The organism is Aureibaculum luteum (genome assembly GCF_003449015.1).
Taxonomy (GTDB): Bacteria; Bacteroidota; Bacteroidia; order Flavobacteriales; family Flavobacteriaceae; genus Aureibaculum; species Aureibaculum luteum.
This window is the reverse complement of the sequence record NZ_QRGD01000003.1, coordinates 512,083-529,438: the sequence shown is the minus strand read 5'-3', so window position 1 is coordinate 529,438 and position 17,356 is coordinate 512,083. Positions and strand designations below refer to the sequence as shown.

The window sequence follows — 17,356 nt, the reverse complement described above, 5'->3', positions numbered from 1 at the left end:
TTAAGAAAGAATTGATATTAAAAATATGTTAAAAAGGCATGTTTGTTTTAGTATTTGAATCTAGACGTTATACATCGTATATAGAAGTAAAGAATTTTTGATGCAAAATTTCTTAAAAAAAACTTGTCAATTTAAAAGTTTGGTTTAAATTTGCACCTGCTTTTAAAGAAGCAAATAGAATTTTGTCCCATGGTGTAATTGGTAACACACCGGTTTTTGGTACCGACATTCAAGGTTCGAGTCCTTGTGGGACAACCAAAACGTCTTTTAATCTATTGATTATTAGGCGTTTTTTTGTTTTTATAAGTTTTTGTGACATTTTATTTATTTTGATCATGCTTTTTGAATCACTATTACTCTAATTTTATTTCTTAAAATAAAGAATTTAGGCAACACCTGAATCATAAATTCCTAATTAATCAGTTTTGGTTCAGTTAGTTCAAAAACACCCTCGAGTTTACTATTCTTGTTTAAGTGAAATACCCTATTAATAAGGGATTCATATTCAATTTTATTGGACATTATTACTTCCTTTGCCTCTAAAAAATAACAAATAATATTTAATCCTTTTTGTCCATCTATTAAAAGGTAGTAAACTATTAAATTTCAACTTTTATCATAAAATAAATGTTCCTCATCTTGTCAACTTAAGTCCATTAAATCGAAAAGAGATTTATTTGGACTTAAATTATCAATAGACGTCTTTCGTTAAAAATTTCTGTTATTGTAACATTTGAACTAATTAGTTTTTACAAAGTTATATTTACTTTTCTAATTTAAGAATCCCAAAAGAATTAGGAACATGAAAGTTAGGTTTATCAGGGTTAGCTATTACCCAACTAATCCATTTTATTCCAGTTTTACCATCTTCTTTACTATAATATTCGCCTCTGTATAATCCAGCATTTAAAATTTCATCGTCTTGATAAATACCTAACTTCCTAAGCGAAGCCAAACTTATAGACCCTTCTACTGTATAACCTTCTTCATTTTGAGATGCTTTTAAAACGAAATCATCTTTTGGCCAATTCCAATCGATATCAATATTATTTTTAAAAAACTGTGCGTCAGAATCAAGACACCTTCCTAGAGCATCCATTTCTAAAGAAAAATAGGGTTTAGTTTCATCGGCTGCCTTAAAGAATATCTCAACTCTATCTGATTTAACAGCATCAAGTTCTCCAAGACCTCTTTCGGGTGTGATGATTTCGCTATCCTCTACAAGGTACAGAAAATACAAATGGGTATCTGACCACAAAGCTTTAAATGCTGTAGCAGGTAGGTTCTTAGATTGCCATGGGTATAAAAATGCGGTTAAAATATTGGCGTCTTCCCAAGCCTTATCAGATCCATTTCCAGTAACTATAATAGCATTATCTGTTTTCTTGACGAGATAAGTTTTGGTTTGTGAAGAACAAGACAAGCAGAACAGTAGAGCTAAAATCAATAGATATTTCATGAGTTTACATTTATTGTTTAAGGGGCATCCCGAAGCGTCGAGACTTTTCGCTATTCATCATTCCCTTCCGTGACTATACTCTTAACATGCTTGTTTTATATGTTAAGATTTTGTTTTATTAATGTTTACCTGTTTTTCTATTCTCCCATCCACTTTTTCCATCATCAATAAAAATTTCATTGACCGTTCTAGAAACGCGGTCATCTACCTCCTCAACTAAACGAATTCTTAATGGATTCTTTAATCTTTTCTGCCAGTATAAAACTGGACTATAGGGTTTATCTCCTTTTTCAATTTCATAGGTAAGATATGCCCATTTCTCGGCAAAGAAGTTTCCTTCTAAAACGGGGATTACTTGTTGCATATTTGATGATAAAAAACTTAAGGATAATGCACGAGCCCAATAAATCCAAGGTCCGCCAGTAATATACATATAAGGATTGAGCAATCGAGGTCTCGATTCTAATCCGGCATTTGAATAATTTAATTGTATGCCACTAAAACCAATTCCAGTTTCTTCATTATAAAAGGTAATCCATGGTGTGTCAGCTTCCATATTTATATCTGTAAGATCTGGCATGTCTTTAACATTATAAACAATAACACTGTCGCTAATCACATCGTACCATGCTGCATGGGTCATCTGCTCTCGCTTAAATACAATTTCGCCATTTCTAAGTGCAATAGCATCAATTCTTTTATTAATTCTCATGGTAGTTGAACTAATAAAATAAGGCAAGCCAGGATAAAACTGATAACGAACTGAAGCGTCAACCTCTGGCAATTCTCTTAAGTTGTCCCACATTTCGGCTGTTGAGATAATTGGTCCAGAAATATAATTTACATTCTTAGGTGGCTTCCAATCTGCGGTATGGGTCCAAGGACGTGGAGGAGCCCATGTGCCAGGGTTCCAATGTATAGCACCATTCGTTTCCATGCGGTGGAATAATGGATAATTTGGCTTACTTTTTAAAGTTATTTGATCTAAATGACCTGAGTCTGGGTGTAAACCGATGGTGTAAATATCATTATCTATTCTAAGTCCAGGTGCTTCTCCTTGAACTTTAAGATCAGTTTCGTACATTTTTGTTAAAGCATTTTCGTTGTTATAATAAATCAAAAACACTTTGCTCGATTTAGCCGGAACATTCGCTAAAAAGGCCACACGTGCCGTAATGGTACCGTACCAAATTGGGGATTCTCGCGTTGGTTTTCCGTCAGCATCTGGTTCTAAATCATCTTCTTTTAAGAATTTTTTAATGTCGTAAACCTGACTTGGAACTTCTTCTATCTCATGAGTTTCGGTGTCAATGGAAACCACTCGTATTTCACGTTTAAGATGTAATGCTTCATCTGGATAAAATGGAAGTAATACTTCTACAGGCTCATTTTTTCTGTCTAGCCCGGCAGTTTCAGACAAAATGATTGACTTGTAGTTTTTCCAACTATTGTCAAAAGTTGTAACATCAGATGGTGCTGTAATTGTTTTAGTACTCGTTAGAATTACATCTTTTTTTGATGCGTGAATATCTTTTTTAGTTCTTACTTTTATGGTTATTTTATATTGTTTTCCTGGTTCCCATTTTACCCAGCCCACAATATGAGGATTCGTATATAATGTTCCATCTTGAGATAAACCATAACCAGAAGGCGGGCGATGTGTCAGAGCTGGTCTATTTCTATTCATGATGTCTTTTGATCTATGTAAATCGGTAAAACGTAGTGTTTTTCCATTTACAATAACTTCTACTTCTATGATTGAGGCATTAGGCAATTTTACATCTGCCAATAAATGATAAAAAGGAATAGCGGGGCTAGGATAACCCAATTCAAGTTTTTCAATTTCCAAGTCCGCCGTTTTACCATTATTACCATAACTAGGTATCGTAAAAAAGCATATAAAAGATAAAGTAATTAATATATAAAATGGACTTTTTTTCATCTGATTAAATTTTTGCCAACCTATTGTGTTCAATTATTTATGTTGGTTGATTGGTGTTGGTTTGTTTTAATTAAATACCCATTATGGGCTTTTATATTGATAAAATTAATAGTTGAAGATTGTTTATTTTACAGTTTCGTTTTTCTTGTGCTAATCAAATTAAGATCTCTTAAAGATTGAACTCCATTTTCCCATGGTCCTCCAGCTCCCCAAATATAATACGAAAAATACATCGTGCTTTTTTGAAAGATAGGTAGCCATGGTTGAAATTCAGTGTAATAATGATGTGCATCTCTATTTCTAGGATGGTTCATCCACATATGAAGAAATAACGGTTGATCAACTGGAAAGGCACCTACAAAAGTGATATCTTCTTCCGTGTCGTAACCTGCATTCCATCCTTCTTTTACATCAAATGCCTGGCCATAGTATTTTTCTGGCTTCATTCTATATTCATTGATGCCGTCGAATTCAGGGACCATAAATGCATCTTCTGTCCAATGTTTTTTTCCTAATTCAAGTATGGGTTGAGGACCCAGCATATTAGCTTCGGGATTTATAAAAGTTAATGCAAACCTAATTTCCAGTAACGGAGAATTTCCGTAAAGCGTAAATGTCTTTTCTAGGCGGTTGCCAAAATAATCGGTCCACATTCTAACTTGTACGTAATCACCTTCCTTTTTAATAATTTCAGAATTATATACCTGGTGGGTTTCCATACTCCCTTGACCAAGAAAATCTTCAAATCCACCGTATGGATAATATCCCCTTTTTCTAAAAGACCGTTTATCATCAATAGCTTTTTTAGGCCATAGTTTAAAAAGAATATTATCGTTTCTACTTTTAATAATATATTCAATAACTCTTGCTCCTGTTGCAAGTAATGTAACCTGTACGCTATCGTTTTCCATGCGATACTCATTTACACCATCATTGTTTAAATCAATTTCAGATAAAGTAGGTTTTCCTTTTGCTTTGCCAACACCCAATTGTGATGTGTAATTAAGGCCTAAAGCAGATACCTTTACTTTATAATTTCCAGCTCTTAATTTCAAGTCAAATAATAGGTCTTTAAAAGTGCCCATAGTGGCATTGCAGATTTGGGAAGTTTTAAAAACAACTTTCCTTTCATTTTTAATATTTACAACTTCAATATTCACAGGGAAAGAAGATTTATTGGTAAAATTATGAATAGTTACAGGGTAGCTGACCTTTGGAGCATGACTATATAGAAGTCGGTGAACCGAAATGGCAGGAGGTAAATCCAACATGGTTAAGGTACTTTTCTTTTTCCCATTATATTTATAATGTACAGCGATAGGGTTCGTATTATTCGTTGCTGTTGCCTCTGGTTCCAAGTTAAAATATTGAGTTTTTGAACTTTTTGAGTCAAGATTAATTTGAACAGAAGATTTTCCCTCAATTTTTATTTCTGGGGGAAGTGCTATTTCTAAAGTTCCAGATAACGGAACTTTAGCAGTATTTGTAATTGTTACTTGTAAATTATAGCCTTTTACTTCGGCAACTACATTAACAGGGTCACCAAAATAATTTTCGAGAAAAATTCTGTCTAGCACTAGCATTTGTAGAGCATTTCTATAGGTAGCTGGTCCTATCATTTTACCTTGTTCTAAAACACCTACTTCTCGTCTATCGAGAATGGCATTCCACAAAGATTTTTGACTCAGTTTTTCGCCTTTTTCTATGAATAAAACCATGCTAGATAAGGCACCTTTATCTAATGCACCTGTTTTTAAAACAAATGGCACATTTTTATTGTCAATCTGTTCTTTATTGCCTTCGTTGGCAAAGTATCCGTCATATTTATAGGGGTCAGCGAGTGTATCGTATACTTGTCGGAATACATAGCCTTCTTTTTCCTTAGCAAATTTGACCCATGATTCGGCATCATACATTTGTTGTATTTGAAACCCTTCATAATCCTTAGCCCCAAAAACATTAGAAGCACCAACATCAGTGATGATAGGTAAATCTACTTTTTTTACCCATTTGGCTATTTCATCTTTTGATAAAAAATCCATATAACCATCAAAAACAAACCAACTGTTACCTTCATTCATTCCAGTACCTATCACTTCTATAGGATGTCCTTTTGTAATAGTTACGCTATTGAGTAGTGTAAACGCACCAAACCAACCTTTATGAAAATCATATTTTTTAATAACTATTTCAGTGTTGTCAATTTGAGTCTTAAATTTATTACGTGTCGTTTTATCTTTCGAACTAACAACAAATAATTTTGTCTGATTAAGTTCAAGATAAAAAGCATTAATCTTAACAAAATCAATTGCGTTAAATTGATGACTCGTCAGTTCGTTAGTCCAATTATTTGTCTTTGGCAATTTTGCCATAACTTTTTCACCTACATCAGAATTAGGATTCACAAAAACAATAACATTTATGTTTTTCTCGAGTGCTTCCTCTAAGTTTTTAAGAGAAGGTTCGTTCAGTGTTATGTACTCATCTGATATTAGATTGCTTATAAAACCTTCTTGCATTACCAATCCTGGAATACCAAAATCCTCTGCAATATCTACTTTACTTTGTAAAATCGTTTTTTCAATATCTGGAATCTCCATTTTATATAGGTTTCCATATCGGTATACATTGTTGTAATTATTATGCCAATAGTTGGTATAACCGTTAAAGTTATTTTCATTCTTAACAGTATTTTCAATAAGGTCATACTGATTCGTATATTTATAATTATCAATTTTCTGTGCTAAAACGGATGTTTGTTGAAGTAAAATTAATGCAAGTGCTAGGTAGGCGAGGTAGTTGAATTTGCGAGTCATATTTATATGATTTAAAACTGGGGATTACACAGAATTATCTCACTTCTTTTTAAGTCTTAATAATTGTGTAGGTTAATAGGGTTTAAACTACCAAGTTACAATTATTTTTTTTATATTTTCACTAAGGGTCAGTAATTGGTATGAAATATTAAGAGGTATAAAGTTATTTTAAATCAATTTATGGGCTTAACAGTTTCTTAATTTTGATTTCACCTATGTAGTCTCCCTAACCAATAAGTCTGTTTTTACAACCTGTGTTTTGAAAGCAGTAGTTGATTTTTCTGCAAGTCTAGATATTAGTGATTCTACTGCTTTTTTACCCATCTCAAAAGCATTTTGATCTATCGTACTTAGTTTTGGGTGAGATAATCTAGAAATTTGATCGTCAGAAAAACCAATAACAGAAATGTCTTTAGGTACTTTATATCCATTCAGTTGAGCCATTTTTAATGCAGTTACTGCAGAAACATTATTCGTGGTTAAAATGGCATCTATATTTTTATGCTCTTTAAATATATCACTTATAGTACTTTCATATTTAGTCTTATCCGTAATAGGGACTACAATAGCATCATTTTGATAATTCTGGTGTTTTTTTAATGCCTCCGTATAGCCATCAGTCCGTTGTTTTCCAATATCTAAATTGCTAACCGTGCTTATGAGTGCAATTTTTTTTCGACCTTGCTTTAATAGGTAGTTTGTTGCATTAAATGTTGCTTCAAAATCATCAATAACAACTTTGTCACAATTTACATTTTCAGAAACACGATCGAACATTACAATAGGGTAGCCTTCTTTTATAATTTTATTAAAATGATTATGATGTTTTTCGCGTTGTGTTTCTCTTGCAATTGAAAGAATAAAACCATCTACACTACCATCGCTTAGTAATTCTAAACTTTGTAGTTCTTTTTCATATTTGTTGTTAGAAAGACAAATAATTATTTGATAGCCATTTTTATTAGCTTCGTCTTCAATACCTAAAAGCACTTTAGAGAAAAAATAATTTAAGATGTTAGGTATAATTACACCAATAGTTTTAGTTTGATTGTTTTTCAAACTTAACGCCATTCTATTAGGGCGGTAATTGTGTTTTTTAGCTAATGCCTGAACCCTTAAAATTGTTTTGTCATTTATTTCATAACTATTTTTTAAAGCCTTCGATACTGTAGAGATCGATAGGCCTAACTCTTTGGCTAATTGTTTTAAGGTAACATGGTTGTTCATAAAGTAAATTCCGACTTATAATTTATTCAAAAATAGTAAAATACAAGGACTTTGATGATATAGGATGAAATAAGATAATTAAATCAATATTTTAGTGTAAATATAGGGCCTTGATCGCCAATAAATTGTGATTAATTTAATTAATAGATTTAAAATGTGATTTTTTTTATATTTTAAACGTCACAACAGGTCTTAGAGCGTGATTCGCTAATTCTTTACTAATACTTTCGTTGAATAATTGTGATAAACCACTTCTTCCGTGAGTGTTTATGGCGATAACGTCTGCGTCTATTTCTTTACCGTAGTTTAAAATACCTTCTTCAATACTGGTGTCATTATAAATGTTAGCAGTGTAGTCTTCTAGTTTAAAAGATGAAATATAGTTGTTTATTTTTTCTCTTGAATCTCTAGTAGACTCAAAATTATGAATAGTGTTTATGTAAAGAAAATGAATTTTAGCGTTAAAAAGTGTAGCAAAGTCAATCACTTTTTGGAAATTTTTCTTACTGTTTTCGCTAAAATCCGAAGCGAAGATCATATTTTTAATTTTAAAATTCTCAATATCTTGTTTGATAACTAAAACAGGAATATCAGATTGTCTCACTACTTTTTCAGTATTAGAGCCAACTAGCATCTCTTTTATTCCGGTGGCACCTTGTGACCCCATAACAATAAGTTCCACTTTGTTTTTACTACTTTCTTCAATAACACCTTGAAAAGCTTTTTTAAAAATCACAGACTCAATCACCTTTATACCATCAAAAAAAGGAAACGCTTTAAATTCTGCGAATTTTTTGTGAATCGTTTTCATGTAAAATATCGTTTGTGCACCACCACCCAAATTGCTTTCAGTCATTGGGTCTACTGAGGTAGAGGGGATGTCTAACATGTGTAGTAAGATAATTTGACTATTGGTTTGTTTTGCAATTGAGGCTGCAACTTTACAAGCGTATTTTGCTTCTTCAGAAAAATCGATGGGTACAAGAATTGTTTTCATAGGTGGTGGTTAATGGGTCAATTATAATTCTCTAATTTAATCAATTTTTCTCAATTAAAAAAGGCTCCTTTTATTTAAAAGAGCCTTTTGTAAATAATATGTAATTTATATTTAAATTTTAAAAGTTACTACTGGTCGTAATGCATGATTTGCCAGCTCTTTACTTATACTTTCATTAAATAATTGTGCTAACCCACTTCTTCCATGTGTGTTTATTGCTATAATATCGGCATTAATTTTTTTACCATAATTTAAAATACCTTCTTCAATAGTATAGTCATTATAGGTGTTTAAGGTGAAATCTTTGATTTCAAAATCGGCTACAAAATTTTTCAATTTAGTATTAGTGACTTCTGTAGGTTCAAAGTTTCGAGCAGTGTTGATAAAAAGTAAATGTAATTTTGCTTTAAACATATTTGCAAAATCAATTACATTATGAAATGATTTTTTGCTGCCTTCCCCAAAGTCTGAAGCAAAAATAATATTATTAATCTCAAAGTTGTCAATATCTTGTTTAATAACCAAAACAGGAATGTCTGATTGTCTAACAACTTTTTCAGTATTTGAGCCCACTAACATTTCTTTTAGACCTGTAGAGCCTTGAGAGCCCATAACAATTAAATCAACATTGTTATTTTTACTTTCTTCAATAACGCCTTCAAAAGCTTTATGAAATTTAACATTTTCATTTATTTTTACACCATCAAAGAAAGGTTGTTTTTTTAATTTTTCAAAACGTCTATGAATACCTTTCATAAAAAGGATGGTTTGAGCACCGCCTCTGGTAATGTCTGATTCAAGAGGGTCAATAGCATCTGTTGGGATGTCTAACATGTGCAATAAAATAATTTCACTTCCTGTTTTTTTAGCTATCGAAGCGGCTACTTTACAGGCATATTTTGCTTCATCCGAAAAGTCGATAGGAACAAGTATTTTTTTCATTAGAATAGGATTTAAATTGTGTTAAGCTTAAAGTTATAACTTTATAACGATAAAAAACGCTGATTCTTGTCATTCTGAGTTAGAATTTATATATTTGCAGTCGAAAACAGAGATAGTTTGGAATGGAGGGGACGAAAAGTCCCCTCTTTTTATATAAAAAAAGTGAGAGAACAAGTCGAAAAACTAGTTGAAGAAGCAATTCAAGAAAACCCTAAATTGTTTTTAATTGATTTAAAAATCTCGCCAGATAATACAATAACTATTATTGTTGATGGAGATGAAGGAGTATCGATTAAGGAGTGTATGAGGATTAGTCGAAGTGTTGATAGTAATTTAGATAGAGAAACTACTGACTTTTCATTAGAAGTGTCTTCACCAGGACTGTCAGAACCATTCGTTAATAATAGACAGTACTATAAAAATTTGGGTAAAAATTTAGAGGTTCAAACAGAAACTGATAAATTTGAAGGCAAACTTTTAGAAGCTAATGACGAAGCGATTACCTTAGAATGGAAAGTTAGAGAGCCAAAACCAATTGGTAAAGGGAAGGTTACTGTTGTTAAAACAGCAGTTTTAAGATACGAAAGTATAAAACGAGCAAAAGTGAAATTAAAATTTTAATTGAAAGAGGATGGAAAACATCGCATTAATAGAGTCTTTTTCTGAGTTTAAAGATGATAAAAGTATTGATAGAGTAACGCTTATGGCGATACTGGAAGATGTATTTAGAGCTGCCTTAAAAAGAAAGTATGGTTCTGATGATAACTTTGATATTATTATAAATCCCGATAAAGGAGATTTAGAAATTTGGAGAAATAGAATCGTTGTTAATGATGGCGAAGTAGAAGAACCAAATGAGGAGATTTCATTATCTGATGCTCGTAAAATTGAGCCTGATTTTGAAGTTGGTGAAGATGTATCTGAGGAAGTGAAATTAGAAGATTTAGGTAGAAGAGCAATTTTGGCTTTACGTCAAAATCTGATTTCTAAAATTCATGAGCATGATAATACAAACATCTTTAAACAATTTAAAGATTTAGAAGGTGAAATTTATAGTGCTGAAGTGCATCATATTAGACATAATGCTGTAATTTTACTCGATGATGATGGAAATGAGATTGTGTTGCCAAAGAGTGAGCAGATAAGATCTGATTATTTTAGAAAAGGAGAGTCTGTTCGTGGTATCATAAAATCAGTTGAGTTACGTGGAAACAAACCAACTATTATAATGTCTAGAACGGCACCTGAATTTTTAGTTAAATTATTTGAACAAGAAATTCCAGAAGTTTTCGATGGTTTAATAACTATTGAACGTGTTGCTAGAATACCAGGTGAAAAAGCAAAAGTAGCGGTAGATTCTTATGATGATAGAATAGATCCTGTTGGTGCTTGTGTGGGTATGAAAGGATCTCGTATTCATGGTATAGTACGTGAATTAGGTAATGAAAATATTGATGTTATCAATTACACTAAGAACGATCAAATATTTATAGCAAGAGCATTAAGTCCAGCTAAGGTTACTTCTATGGTAATTAAAGAAGCTGTTGAAGGTGAAAAGCCTAGAGTTGATGTGTTTTTGATGCCAGACCAGGTATCAAAGGCTATTGGTAAAGGTGGTGTAAATATTCGTTTAGCAAGTCAATTGACCGGTTATGAGCTAGATGTACAGCGAGAAGGTATTGCAGATGAAGATGTAGAATTAACAGAATTTTCTGATGAAATAGAAGCTTGGGTAATTGCTGAATTTAAAAATATTGGATTAGATACAGCGAGAAGTGTATTAGATTTGGATGTTAGTGACTTAGTGAAAAGAACAGATTTAGAAGAAGAAACTATAATCGACGTTCAAAAAATATTAAGAGAAGAGTTTGAAGATTAACATTAGAATAATGTAGTAATCGGTTTAACGAATAAAAGTAAAGTAGTAATTTAAATAATTGTATGGCTGAAAATAAAACATTGAGGCTTAATAAAGTTTTAAGAGAATTAAACATCTCATTAGATAGAGCTGTAGAACATCTTGCCAGTAAGGGCTTTGAAGTAGATGCAAGACCTACAACTAAGATTTCTGGTGAGGTTTATTCTGTGCTGTTGGACGAATTTCAAACCGATAAGAGTAAAAAAGTAGCTTCGAAAGAAGTTGGTGAAGAAAAACGTAAGGAGAAAGAAGCATTGCGTATTGTTCAAGAACAAGAGCAAGAGAAAAAACGTTTACAGCAAGAAGCGAAAAGGGAAATTTTTAAGACTGAGTCTGAAAAATTAGCTGGTGTAAAAACAGTTGGTAAAATAGATATTGAGGGCAAAGAAGTTAAAAAAGCGGAAAAAGTAGTTAAGGAGGAAGCTAAAGTTGAAAAAGTAGTGGAAGAACCTGTTGCTAAAAAAGAGATCCCGAAAAAGGTAGAGCCGGAAGTTATAAAAAGAGAGAAATTATCAGGTCTAAAACAAGTTGGTAAAATAGACATTGATAAAATAGGTGGTAAAAAGAAGGCTGTTAAAAAAGAAGAGCCTAAACCTGAAAAGAAAGTAGAAGAGGTTGTTGAAGAAAAGGTTGTAGAAAAGATTGAAGATAAGGTGGTTGAGCCTATTAAAATAGAAACCAAATATCAAAAATTAACAGGTCCTAAACAGGTTGGAGAAAAAATTGATTTAAAGCAATTTGAAAAACCTAAAAAGAAACCTGAGAAAAAAGAAAGTACCGTAAGAAGACCTGTTGGAGACGCTAGTAAAAGAAAACGTAAGAGAATAAATAAGCCTACAACTGGCGGCGGTGGTGCTGCACGTTCAGGGAGTGGAAGCACTGGTTTTAGACCAGGTGCAAAAGGTAGAGGCAGAAAAGCTGTTGTAAAAGCAGAACCTACAGAAGAAGACGTACAAAAACAAATTAGAGAAACCTTAGAAAAACTTCAAGGTAAATCTAAAAAAGGAAAAGGAGCAAAATACCGTAGAGAGAAACGAGATCAGCACCGTCAACAAACGGAAATTGATCAAGAAATTGCAGCAGCAGAAAGTAAAACAATTAAAGTTACTGAGTTTGTAACTGCAAGTGAGTTGGCTACTATGATGAGTGTTTCGGTTACGGATATTATTTCAGCATGTATGTCATTAGGAATGATGGTAACAATGAATCAGCGTTTAGATGCTGAAACACTTACTATTGTTGCTGAAGAATTTGGTTATGAAGTTGAATTTGTAAGTGCTGAGGTTGAAGAAGCTGTTGAAGAAATAGAAGATAATCCTGAAGATTTAGAGCCTAGAGCTCCTATCGTTACGGTGATGGGTCACGTAGATCATGGTAAAACATCTTTACTAGATTATATTAGAAAGGCAAATGTTATCGGTGGAGAATCAGGTGGTATAACACAGCATATTGGTGCATATAGTGTTACACTTCCTAATAAACAAAAAATTACATTTTTAGATACACCAGGTCACGAGGCATTTACTGCCATGCGTGCACGTGGTGCTCAAGTAACTGATATTGTGATTATTGTAATTGCTGCAGATGACTCTATAATGCCACAAACAAAAGAGGCAATTAGCCATGCTCAAGCAGCAGGCGTTCCTTTAGTGTTTGCTATTAACAAAATAGATAAACCAGATGCTAATCCTGATAAAGTAAAAGAAGAATTAGCTCAAATGAATCTTTTAGTTGAAGATTGGGGCGGTAAAGTACAATCTCATGATATTTCAGCTAAAGTAGGTACTGGTGTAGAAGATTTATTAGAAAAAGTGATGTTAGAGGCTGAATTATTAGAGCTAAAAGCAAATCCTAATAAAAATGCAATTGGTACTGTTGTAGAAGCTTTACTAGATAAAGGTAAAGGTTATGTGTCTACAATTTTAGTAGAATCAGGTACCTTAAAAATTGGAGATTATCTTTTAGCAGGTAAGCATAGTGGTAAAATAAAAGCCATGCATGATGAGCGTGGTAAAAATCTTAAAAAAGCGGGTCCATCAACTCCAGTTTCTATTTTAGGTTTAGATGGAGCTCCACAAGCAGGTGATAAATTCAGAGTATTTGATGATGAGCGTGAAGCGAAACAAATTGCATCTAAAAGAGATCAATTACAACGTGAACAATCGGTTAGAACTCAACGTCATATTACATTAGATGAAATTGGACGTAGAATTGCTTTAGGCGACTTTAAAGAGCTTAATATTATTCTAAAAGGTGATGTGGATGGTTCTGTAGAAGCTTTAACAGATTCATTACAGAAATTATCGACAGAAGAGATTCAAGTTAATATTATTCATAAAGGAGTAGGTGCTATAACAGAATCTGATGTGTTATTGGCTTCTGCATCTGATGCAATTGTTATTGGATTTAACGTAAGACCTTCTGGAAATGCTAGAATTTTAGCAGATAGAGAAGAAATAGATATCAGAAATTATTCTATTATTTATAAAGTAATAGATGAAATTAAAGATGCTATGGAAGGTATGCTTTCTCCTGAAATGATTGAGGAAGTTACAGGTAATGCTGAAATTAGAGAAACTTATAAAATATCTAAAGTGGGTACAATCGCTGGTTGTATGGTTACTGATGGTAAAATATTCAGAAATTCTAAAATTAGAATCATTAGAGATAGTGTAGTAATTTTTGATGGTGAATTAGCATCATTAAAACGATTTAAAGACGATGCTAAAGAAGTAGCTAAAGGTTACGATTGTGGTATCCAAATTAAAAACTATAATGATATTCAAGAGTTGGATGTTATTGAAGCCTACCAAGAAGTAGCAGTTAAAAAGAAATTGAAATAAATATTTAGTTTCTTTTAGAATTGACATAAATAAAAAAAATCCGCTTTTAAGCGGATTTTTTTATGCCTTATAGTTAAGGAATTATTTAAAACGAGTTGTATTTAACACTTGCATTAAATTTTCTAATTGATCATCTGAACCATAGGTTGCAACATAAAGTATTGCAAATCCATTTAAAATGGTTGACATGTATCGTTGTTTTATTTTTAGGCCCTGCATTGTTAATACACCATCAAAATAGTGAAATGTTTTCCCGTCTATATCTATTTTTTTAGTATCACCTTTTATTTCAATAGGAACATTATTGTTTCTAAATTGTTTTTTACTCACTTCTAAATAAGCATCTCCATCTTTTATAGTAGCAGATGAAATACCTAAATTTTCGGCTACTAATGTGAAATTAGAATTTAATACTTTAGGATCTTGATATGTAGCCAAGTCAAATTGAGATGCCATTAGCAAATTGGCTGAAGTAATTTCAGCAGCTTTTATTGCTTTTGCAAGCTTTTCACCACCAATAGCATTAGCACCTTCATTTTGTAATATCTTTTGGGTTTCTTGGTCTTGTACATGCCATCCATCGGGAATTTCCATGGTTAGCCCAAAAAAGTCATTGGTATAGGTATTTTCTTCAACTTTTCCGTAGTCGAAATCAGTTGGTATTTCTCGTCCACAACTCATTAAAGAAAGAGCACAAGCAGCAATAAATAAAAAGTGTTTCATTGTTTTCATAAAATTAGTTTTTGTTGATGATTAATTCATTATTATGATACAAAGATGCATGGTAAGTGAGAATAAGTTTAGACTGTAAGAGGGCAATTTGTTACCCCTGTAAACGGGTGTTAAATAAAAGTTAGAACATTTTTTTAATGAAAAATGCCCTCAATTTTATGAGGGCATCTAATAGGATTAACTATGAGATTTAAACTTTTGCTGCAATGGACATTTCACAGCCGTAATTGTCAACAAAAAAGTCATCTAACTCATCTGCTTTTAAAGCTAAGTTTTTAATATTTTCTTTTATCTCATCTGCATGGTCAGAATAGATATCAGACAAATGCGTACGGTAAGATAAAAAGATGGTGTTGTTATAGATTCCTAAAGAATATGGTGATACATTATCTTTTAATAGATAATCCATTACTTCTTGTAGGTTTTGCTTTGGTAATTTATTTAATGGAGACGTGGCAAATAAGTAATTTCTATTATATACAAAAATGCGTATTTGTGCACTTCCTTGATGGAATTCCCAAAAGTCTCTTCCGGCCCTTCCAAGTACAGGATCCATACCCAACTCAACTAAAGTAGATTCAACAAAATTTGCAAAATGTGATTTTTCAAATTCTTCAAATAATGAAATGTCAATATCACTACCGCAGTTTACACAAAATTCACTTTCTTCAATAGTATAACTATCGCATGAGTTACATTTTACATGATAAGCATTATCTGTACTAATAAAATCTTTAATCTCTTTAATAACGTCTAAGTGTCTTATACCAAAACCAACATTATCAGCATCTGTAAATTTAGAGGTAGTTACTCCCATTAAATTACCAGCCTCATTTAGCATTGGTCCACCAGAGTTTCCTGGGTTTACCGCAGCATCAGTTTGAATGAAGTGTCTATTGCCCATTGGTTGACTCACAGAAGAAACAATACCTTCAGTAACCGTGTATGGCATACCAAACGGATAACCGTTTATAAATATTTTTTGTGTATTTGTAATTTCAATATCTTCATCTAAAGTAATGCCAACTTCTTTATTTTCGTAACCCTCTATAAATAAGAAAGCAAGGTCAACATCGCGATTTACCATAACAACTTTAGCAACAAAGCGATCCTTCTTATAATCTTCTACAGCAACGGATTTGTTGCCTTCTATAACGTGATAATTGGTAATAATATGATTGTTACCTGAAATAGTGAAACCACTACCAGTGCCTGAACCTGTAATAATTTTATATATTGATTTTTCTATATTTTGCATAATTTCTATCTTTTAATTTTAACTGAATAATTTTGAAAAAAGTCCTTTTTTAGCTTTTTTTCGCACTGGTGTTGCTGTTCCGTTTAATAAGCCATTATAAGTGTCTAATAATTTTGGACTAGCCACATCAGGTTCTAAACCAGAAACTTTTTCAAGAACATCATAAATTGCATTAAGCTGATCTTCTTCCAGATTATAACTGTAAACTAAATGTAAGAATGAGAATTGTAAATAATAACAGAGTGCAAAATGATCATTGTCTTTAACATAGTTAGTCACTATGTTTTCTCTGTTTTTCATATTATCTTGAACAATTTCAGTAGAACTACGATATTTTAAAGAAACCAAAGCATCTGCATTATAAATGTTTTTCAAGATTTCTTCTTTAGACATTGCACATAATTTTTTCATAAAATTTGTGCCTTTATCAATTCTAAACTGGAAATCGATATCACCATTTAACATGTTGTTTACATACTCTTGTAATTTCGTTCTTAACGTACCATGTACATAAGGCATGTTCGACAATTTTAGAATTGAAATTAAAATGATATCCCACTGAAAATTGTCCCATCTTTTTTCTTTAAAGAAGGCACTGTAATTTTCATAATCTTTTAAAATATCTTCTATTTGTTGCCATGCTTTTTCTTGATTTTCTGCCGTTAGAGGTATTGTTTTTGAATCTTGATAGAAAGAAGCTTTGTATTTTTCAACGAACTCATCATCATAATCATCAGCATATACGCAAACATCACGTAATACATCATATACTTTAAAAGGTTGACACAAACTTAATGGCATTTCATAACCAAACCACAGCGTATCATCTTTTAAATGAATTTGGGCTAATGTAAGTGGGCTAAAATTAACTTCACCTACTTTTCTTAATAGGGCTATTTTGTTAGTGCCTTCTGTAATTTTTAGAAAAGGAGCTTTTATTTTAAATATATTATCTGTTACTTCTAAATGTATCAAAGCGGAACCTTGACCACGCTCAATTGAAAAAGCACCATTAGTATCAACACCTTCTAATAGTGTGCTGTTCATGTAATTCAGCGTATGGGTTAAAGATTCATTATAATTTTTTTCGTCAAATGCATCTAATGCTTTGTCCCAATAAGAAACATTGGTTTTAGGATCATTAGAGTCTTTTAAAGGACGTTTAAATTTAGGAAGTACGTTGTTCATAATTTGATAGGTTATTTAAATGATTAAATTTTTA

General features: G+C 32.1%; 12 protein-coding genes and 1 tRNA gene. 4 read left to right on the top strand and 9 right to left on the bottom strand.

What is annotated here, in order from left to right:
• Positions 1-183 precede the first annotated feature (183 nt).
• Positions 184-258: transfer RNA gene (locus D3P13_RS10540), tRNA-Gln, on the top strand.
• A gap of 505 nt (positions 259-763) precedes the next feature.
• Here the strand turns inward: D3P13_RS10540 and D3P13_RS10535 are convergent.
• From D3P13_RS10535 to D3P13_RS10510, 6 genes are all read right to left on the bottom strand, one after another.
• On the bottom strand, positions 764-1,459 hold the full coding sequence (locus D3P13_RS10535; RefSeq protein ID WP_117882111.1) for a carbohydrate-binding family 9-like protein: 696 nt from the start codon (positions 1,457-1,459) through the stop codon (positions 764-766).
• A gap of 118 nt (positions 1,460-1,577) precedes the next feature.
• Positions 1,578-3,401, bottom strand: coding sequence for a hypothetical protein (locus D3P13_RS10530; protein WP_117882109.1), 1,824 nt, complete (start codon positions 3,399-3,401; stop codon positions 1,578-1,580).
• Positions 3,402-3,529: 128 nt separating this feature from the next.
• A complete protein-coding gene (locus D3P13_RS10525; RefSeq protein ID WP_117882107.1) occupies positions 3,530-6,217 on the bottom strand; it encodes a hypothetical protein in 2,688 nt (895 codons plus the stop codon).
• A 213-nt stretch (positions 6,218-6,430) separates the two neighbouring features.
• Positions 6,431-7,444 carry a LacI family DNA-binding transcriptional regulator gene (locus D3P13_RS10520; protein WP_117882104.1) on the bottom strand — a complete coding sequence of 338 codons (1,014 nt, stop codon included), beginning with the start codon at positions 7,442-7,444 and terminating at the stop codon, positions 6,431-6,433.
• A gap of 166 nt (positions 7,445-7,610) precedes the next feature.
• Positions 7,611-8,441: a universal stress protein gene (locus D3P13_RS10515; protein WP_117882102.1), complete on the bottom strand. Its 831-nt coding sequence runs from the start codon at positions 8,439-8,441 to the stop codon at positions 7,611-7,613.
• Between the two features lie 111 nt (positions 8,442-8,552).
• The gene (locus D3P13_RS10510) at positions 8,553-9,383 is read right to left on the bottom strand and encodes a universal stress protein (RefSeq protein ID WP_117882100.1); all 831 of its coding nucleotides are present in this window, start codon (positions 9,381-9,383) and stop codon (positions 8,553-8,555) included.
• 162 nt (positions 9,384-9,545) lie between these two features.
• On the opposite strand from D3P13_RS10510, the gene rimP reads away from it, so the two are divergent.
• From rimP to infB, 3 genes are all read left to right on the top strand, one after another.
• Entirely contained in the window at positions 9,546-10,004 is a 459-nt protein-coding gene (gene rimP / locus D3P13_RS10505; protein ID WP_117882273.1) for a ribosome assembly cofactor RimP, read from the top strand.
• 10 nt (positions 10,005-10,014) lie between these two features.
• Entirely contained in the window at positions 10,015-11,262 is a 1,248-nt protein-coding gene (gene nusA / locus D3P13_RS10500) for a transcription termination factor NusA (RefSeq protein WP_117882098.1), read from the top strand.
• A gap of 62 nt (positions 11,263-11,324) precedes the next feature.
• Positions 11,325-14,144 (top strand): translation initiation factor IF-2, encoded by a 2,820-nt coding sequence (gene infB, locus D3P13_RS10495; RefSeq protein ID WP_117882096.1) that lies wholly within the window; start codon positions 11,325-11,327, stop codon positions 14,142-14,144.
• Positions 14,145-14,225: 81 nt separating this feature from the next.
• Here the strand turns inward: infB and D3P13_RS10490 are convergent, their stop codons facing one another.
• The 3 genes from D3P13_RS10490 to D3P13_RS10480 form a co-directional block, all read right to left on the bottom strand.
• Entirely contained in the window at positions 14,226-14,876 is a 651-nt protein-coding gene (locus D3P13_RS10490) for a hypothetical protein (protein ID WP_157972893.1), read from the bottom strand.
• A 190-nt stretch (positions 14,877-15,066) separates the two neighbouring features.
• Positions 15,067-16,134 (bottom strand): trypsin-like peptidase domain-containing protein, encoded by a 1,068-nt coding sequence (locus D3P13_RS10485; protein ID WP_117882092.1) that lies wholly within the window; start codon positions 16,132-16,134, stop codon positions 15,067-15,069.
• An 18-nt stretch (positions 16,135-16,152) separates the two neighbouring features.
• The gene (locus D3P13_RS10480; RefSeq protein ID WP_117882090.1) at positions 16,153-17,322 is read right to left on the bottom strand and encodes a type III secretion system chaperone family protein; all 1,170 of its coding nucleotides are present in this window, start codon (positions 17,320-17,322) and stop codon (positions 16,153-16,155) included.
• Between the last annotated feature and the right edge of the window lie 34 nt (positions 17,323-17,356).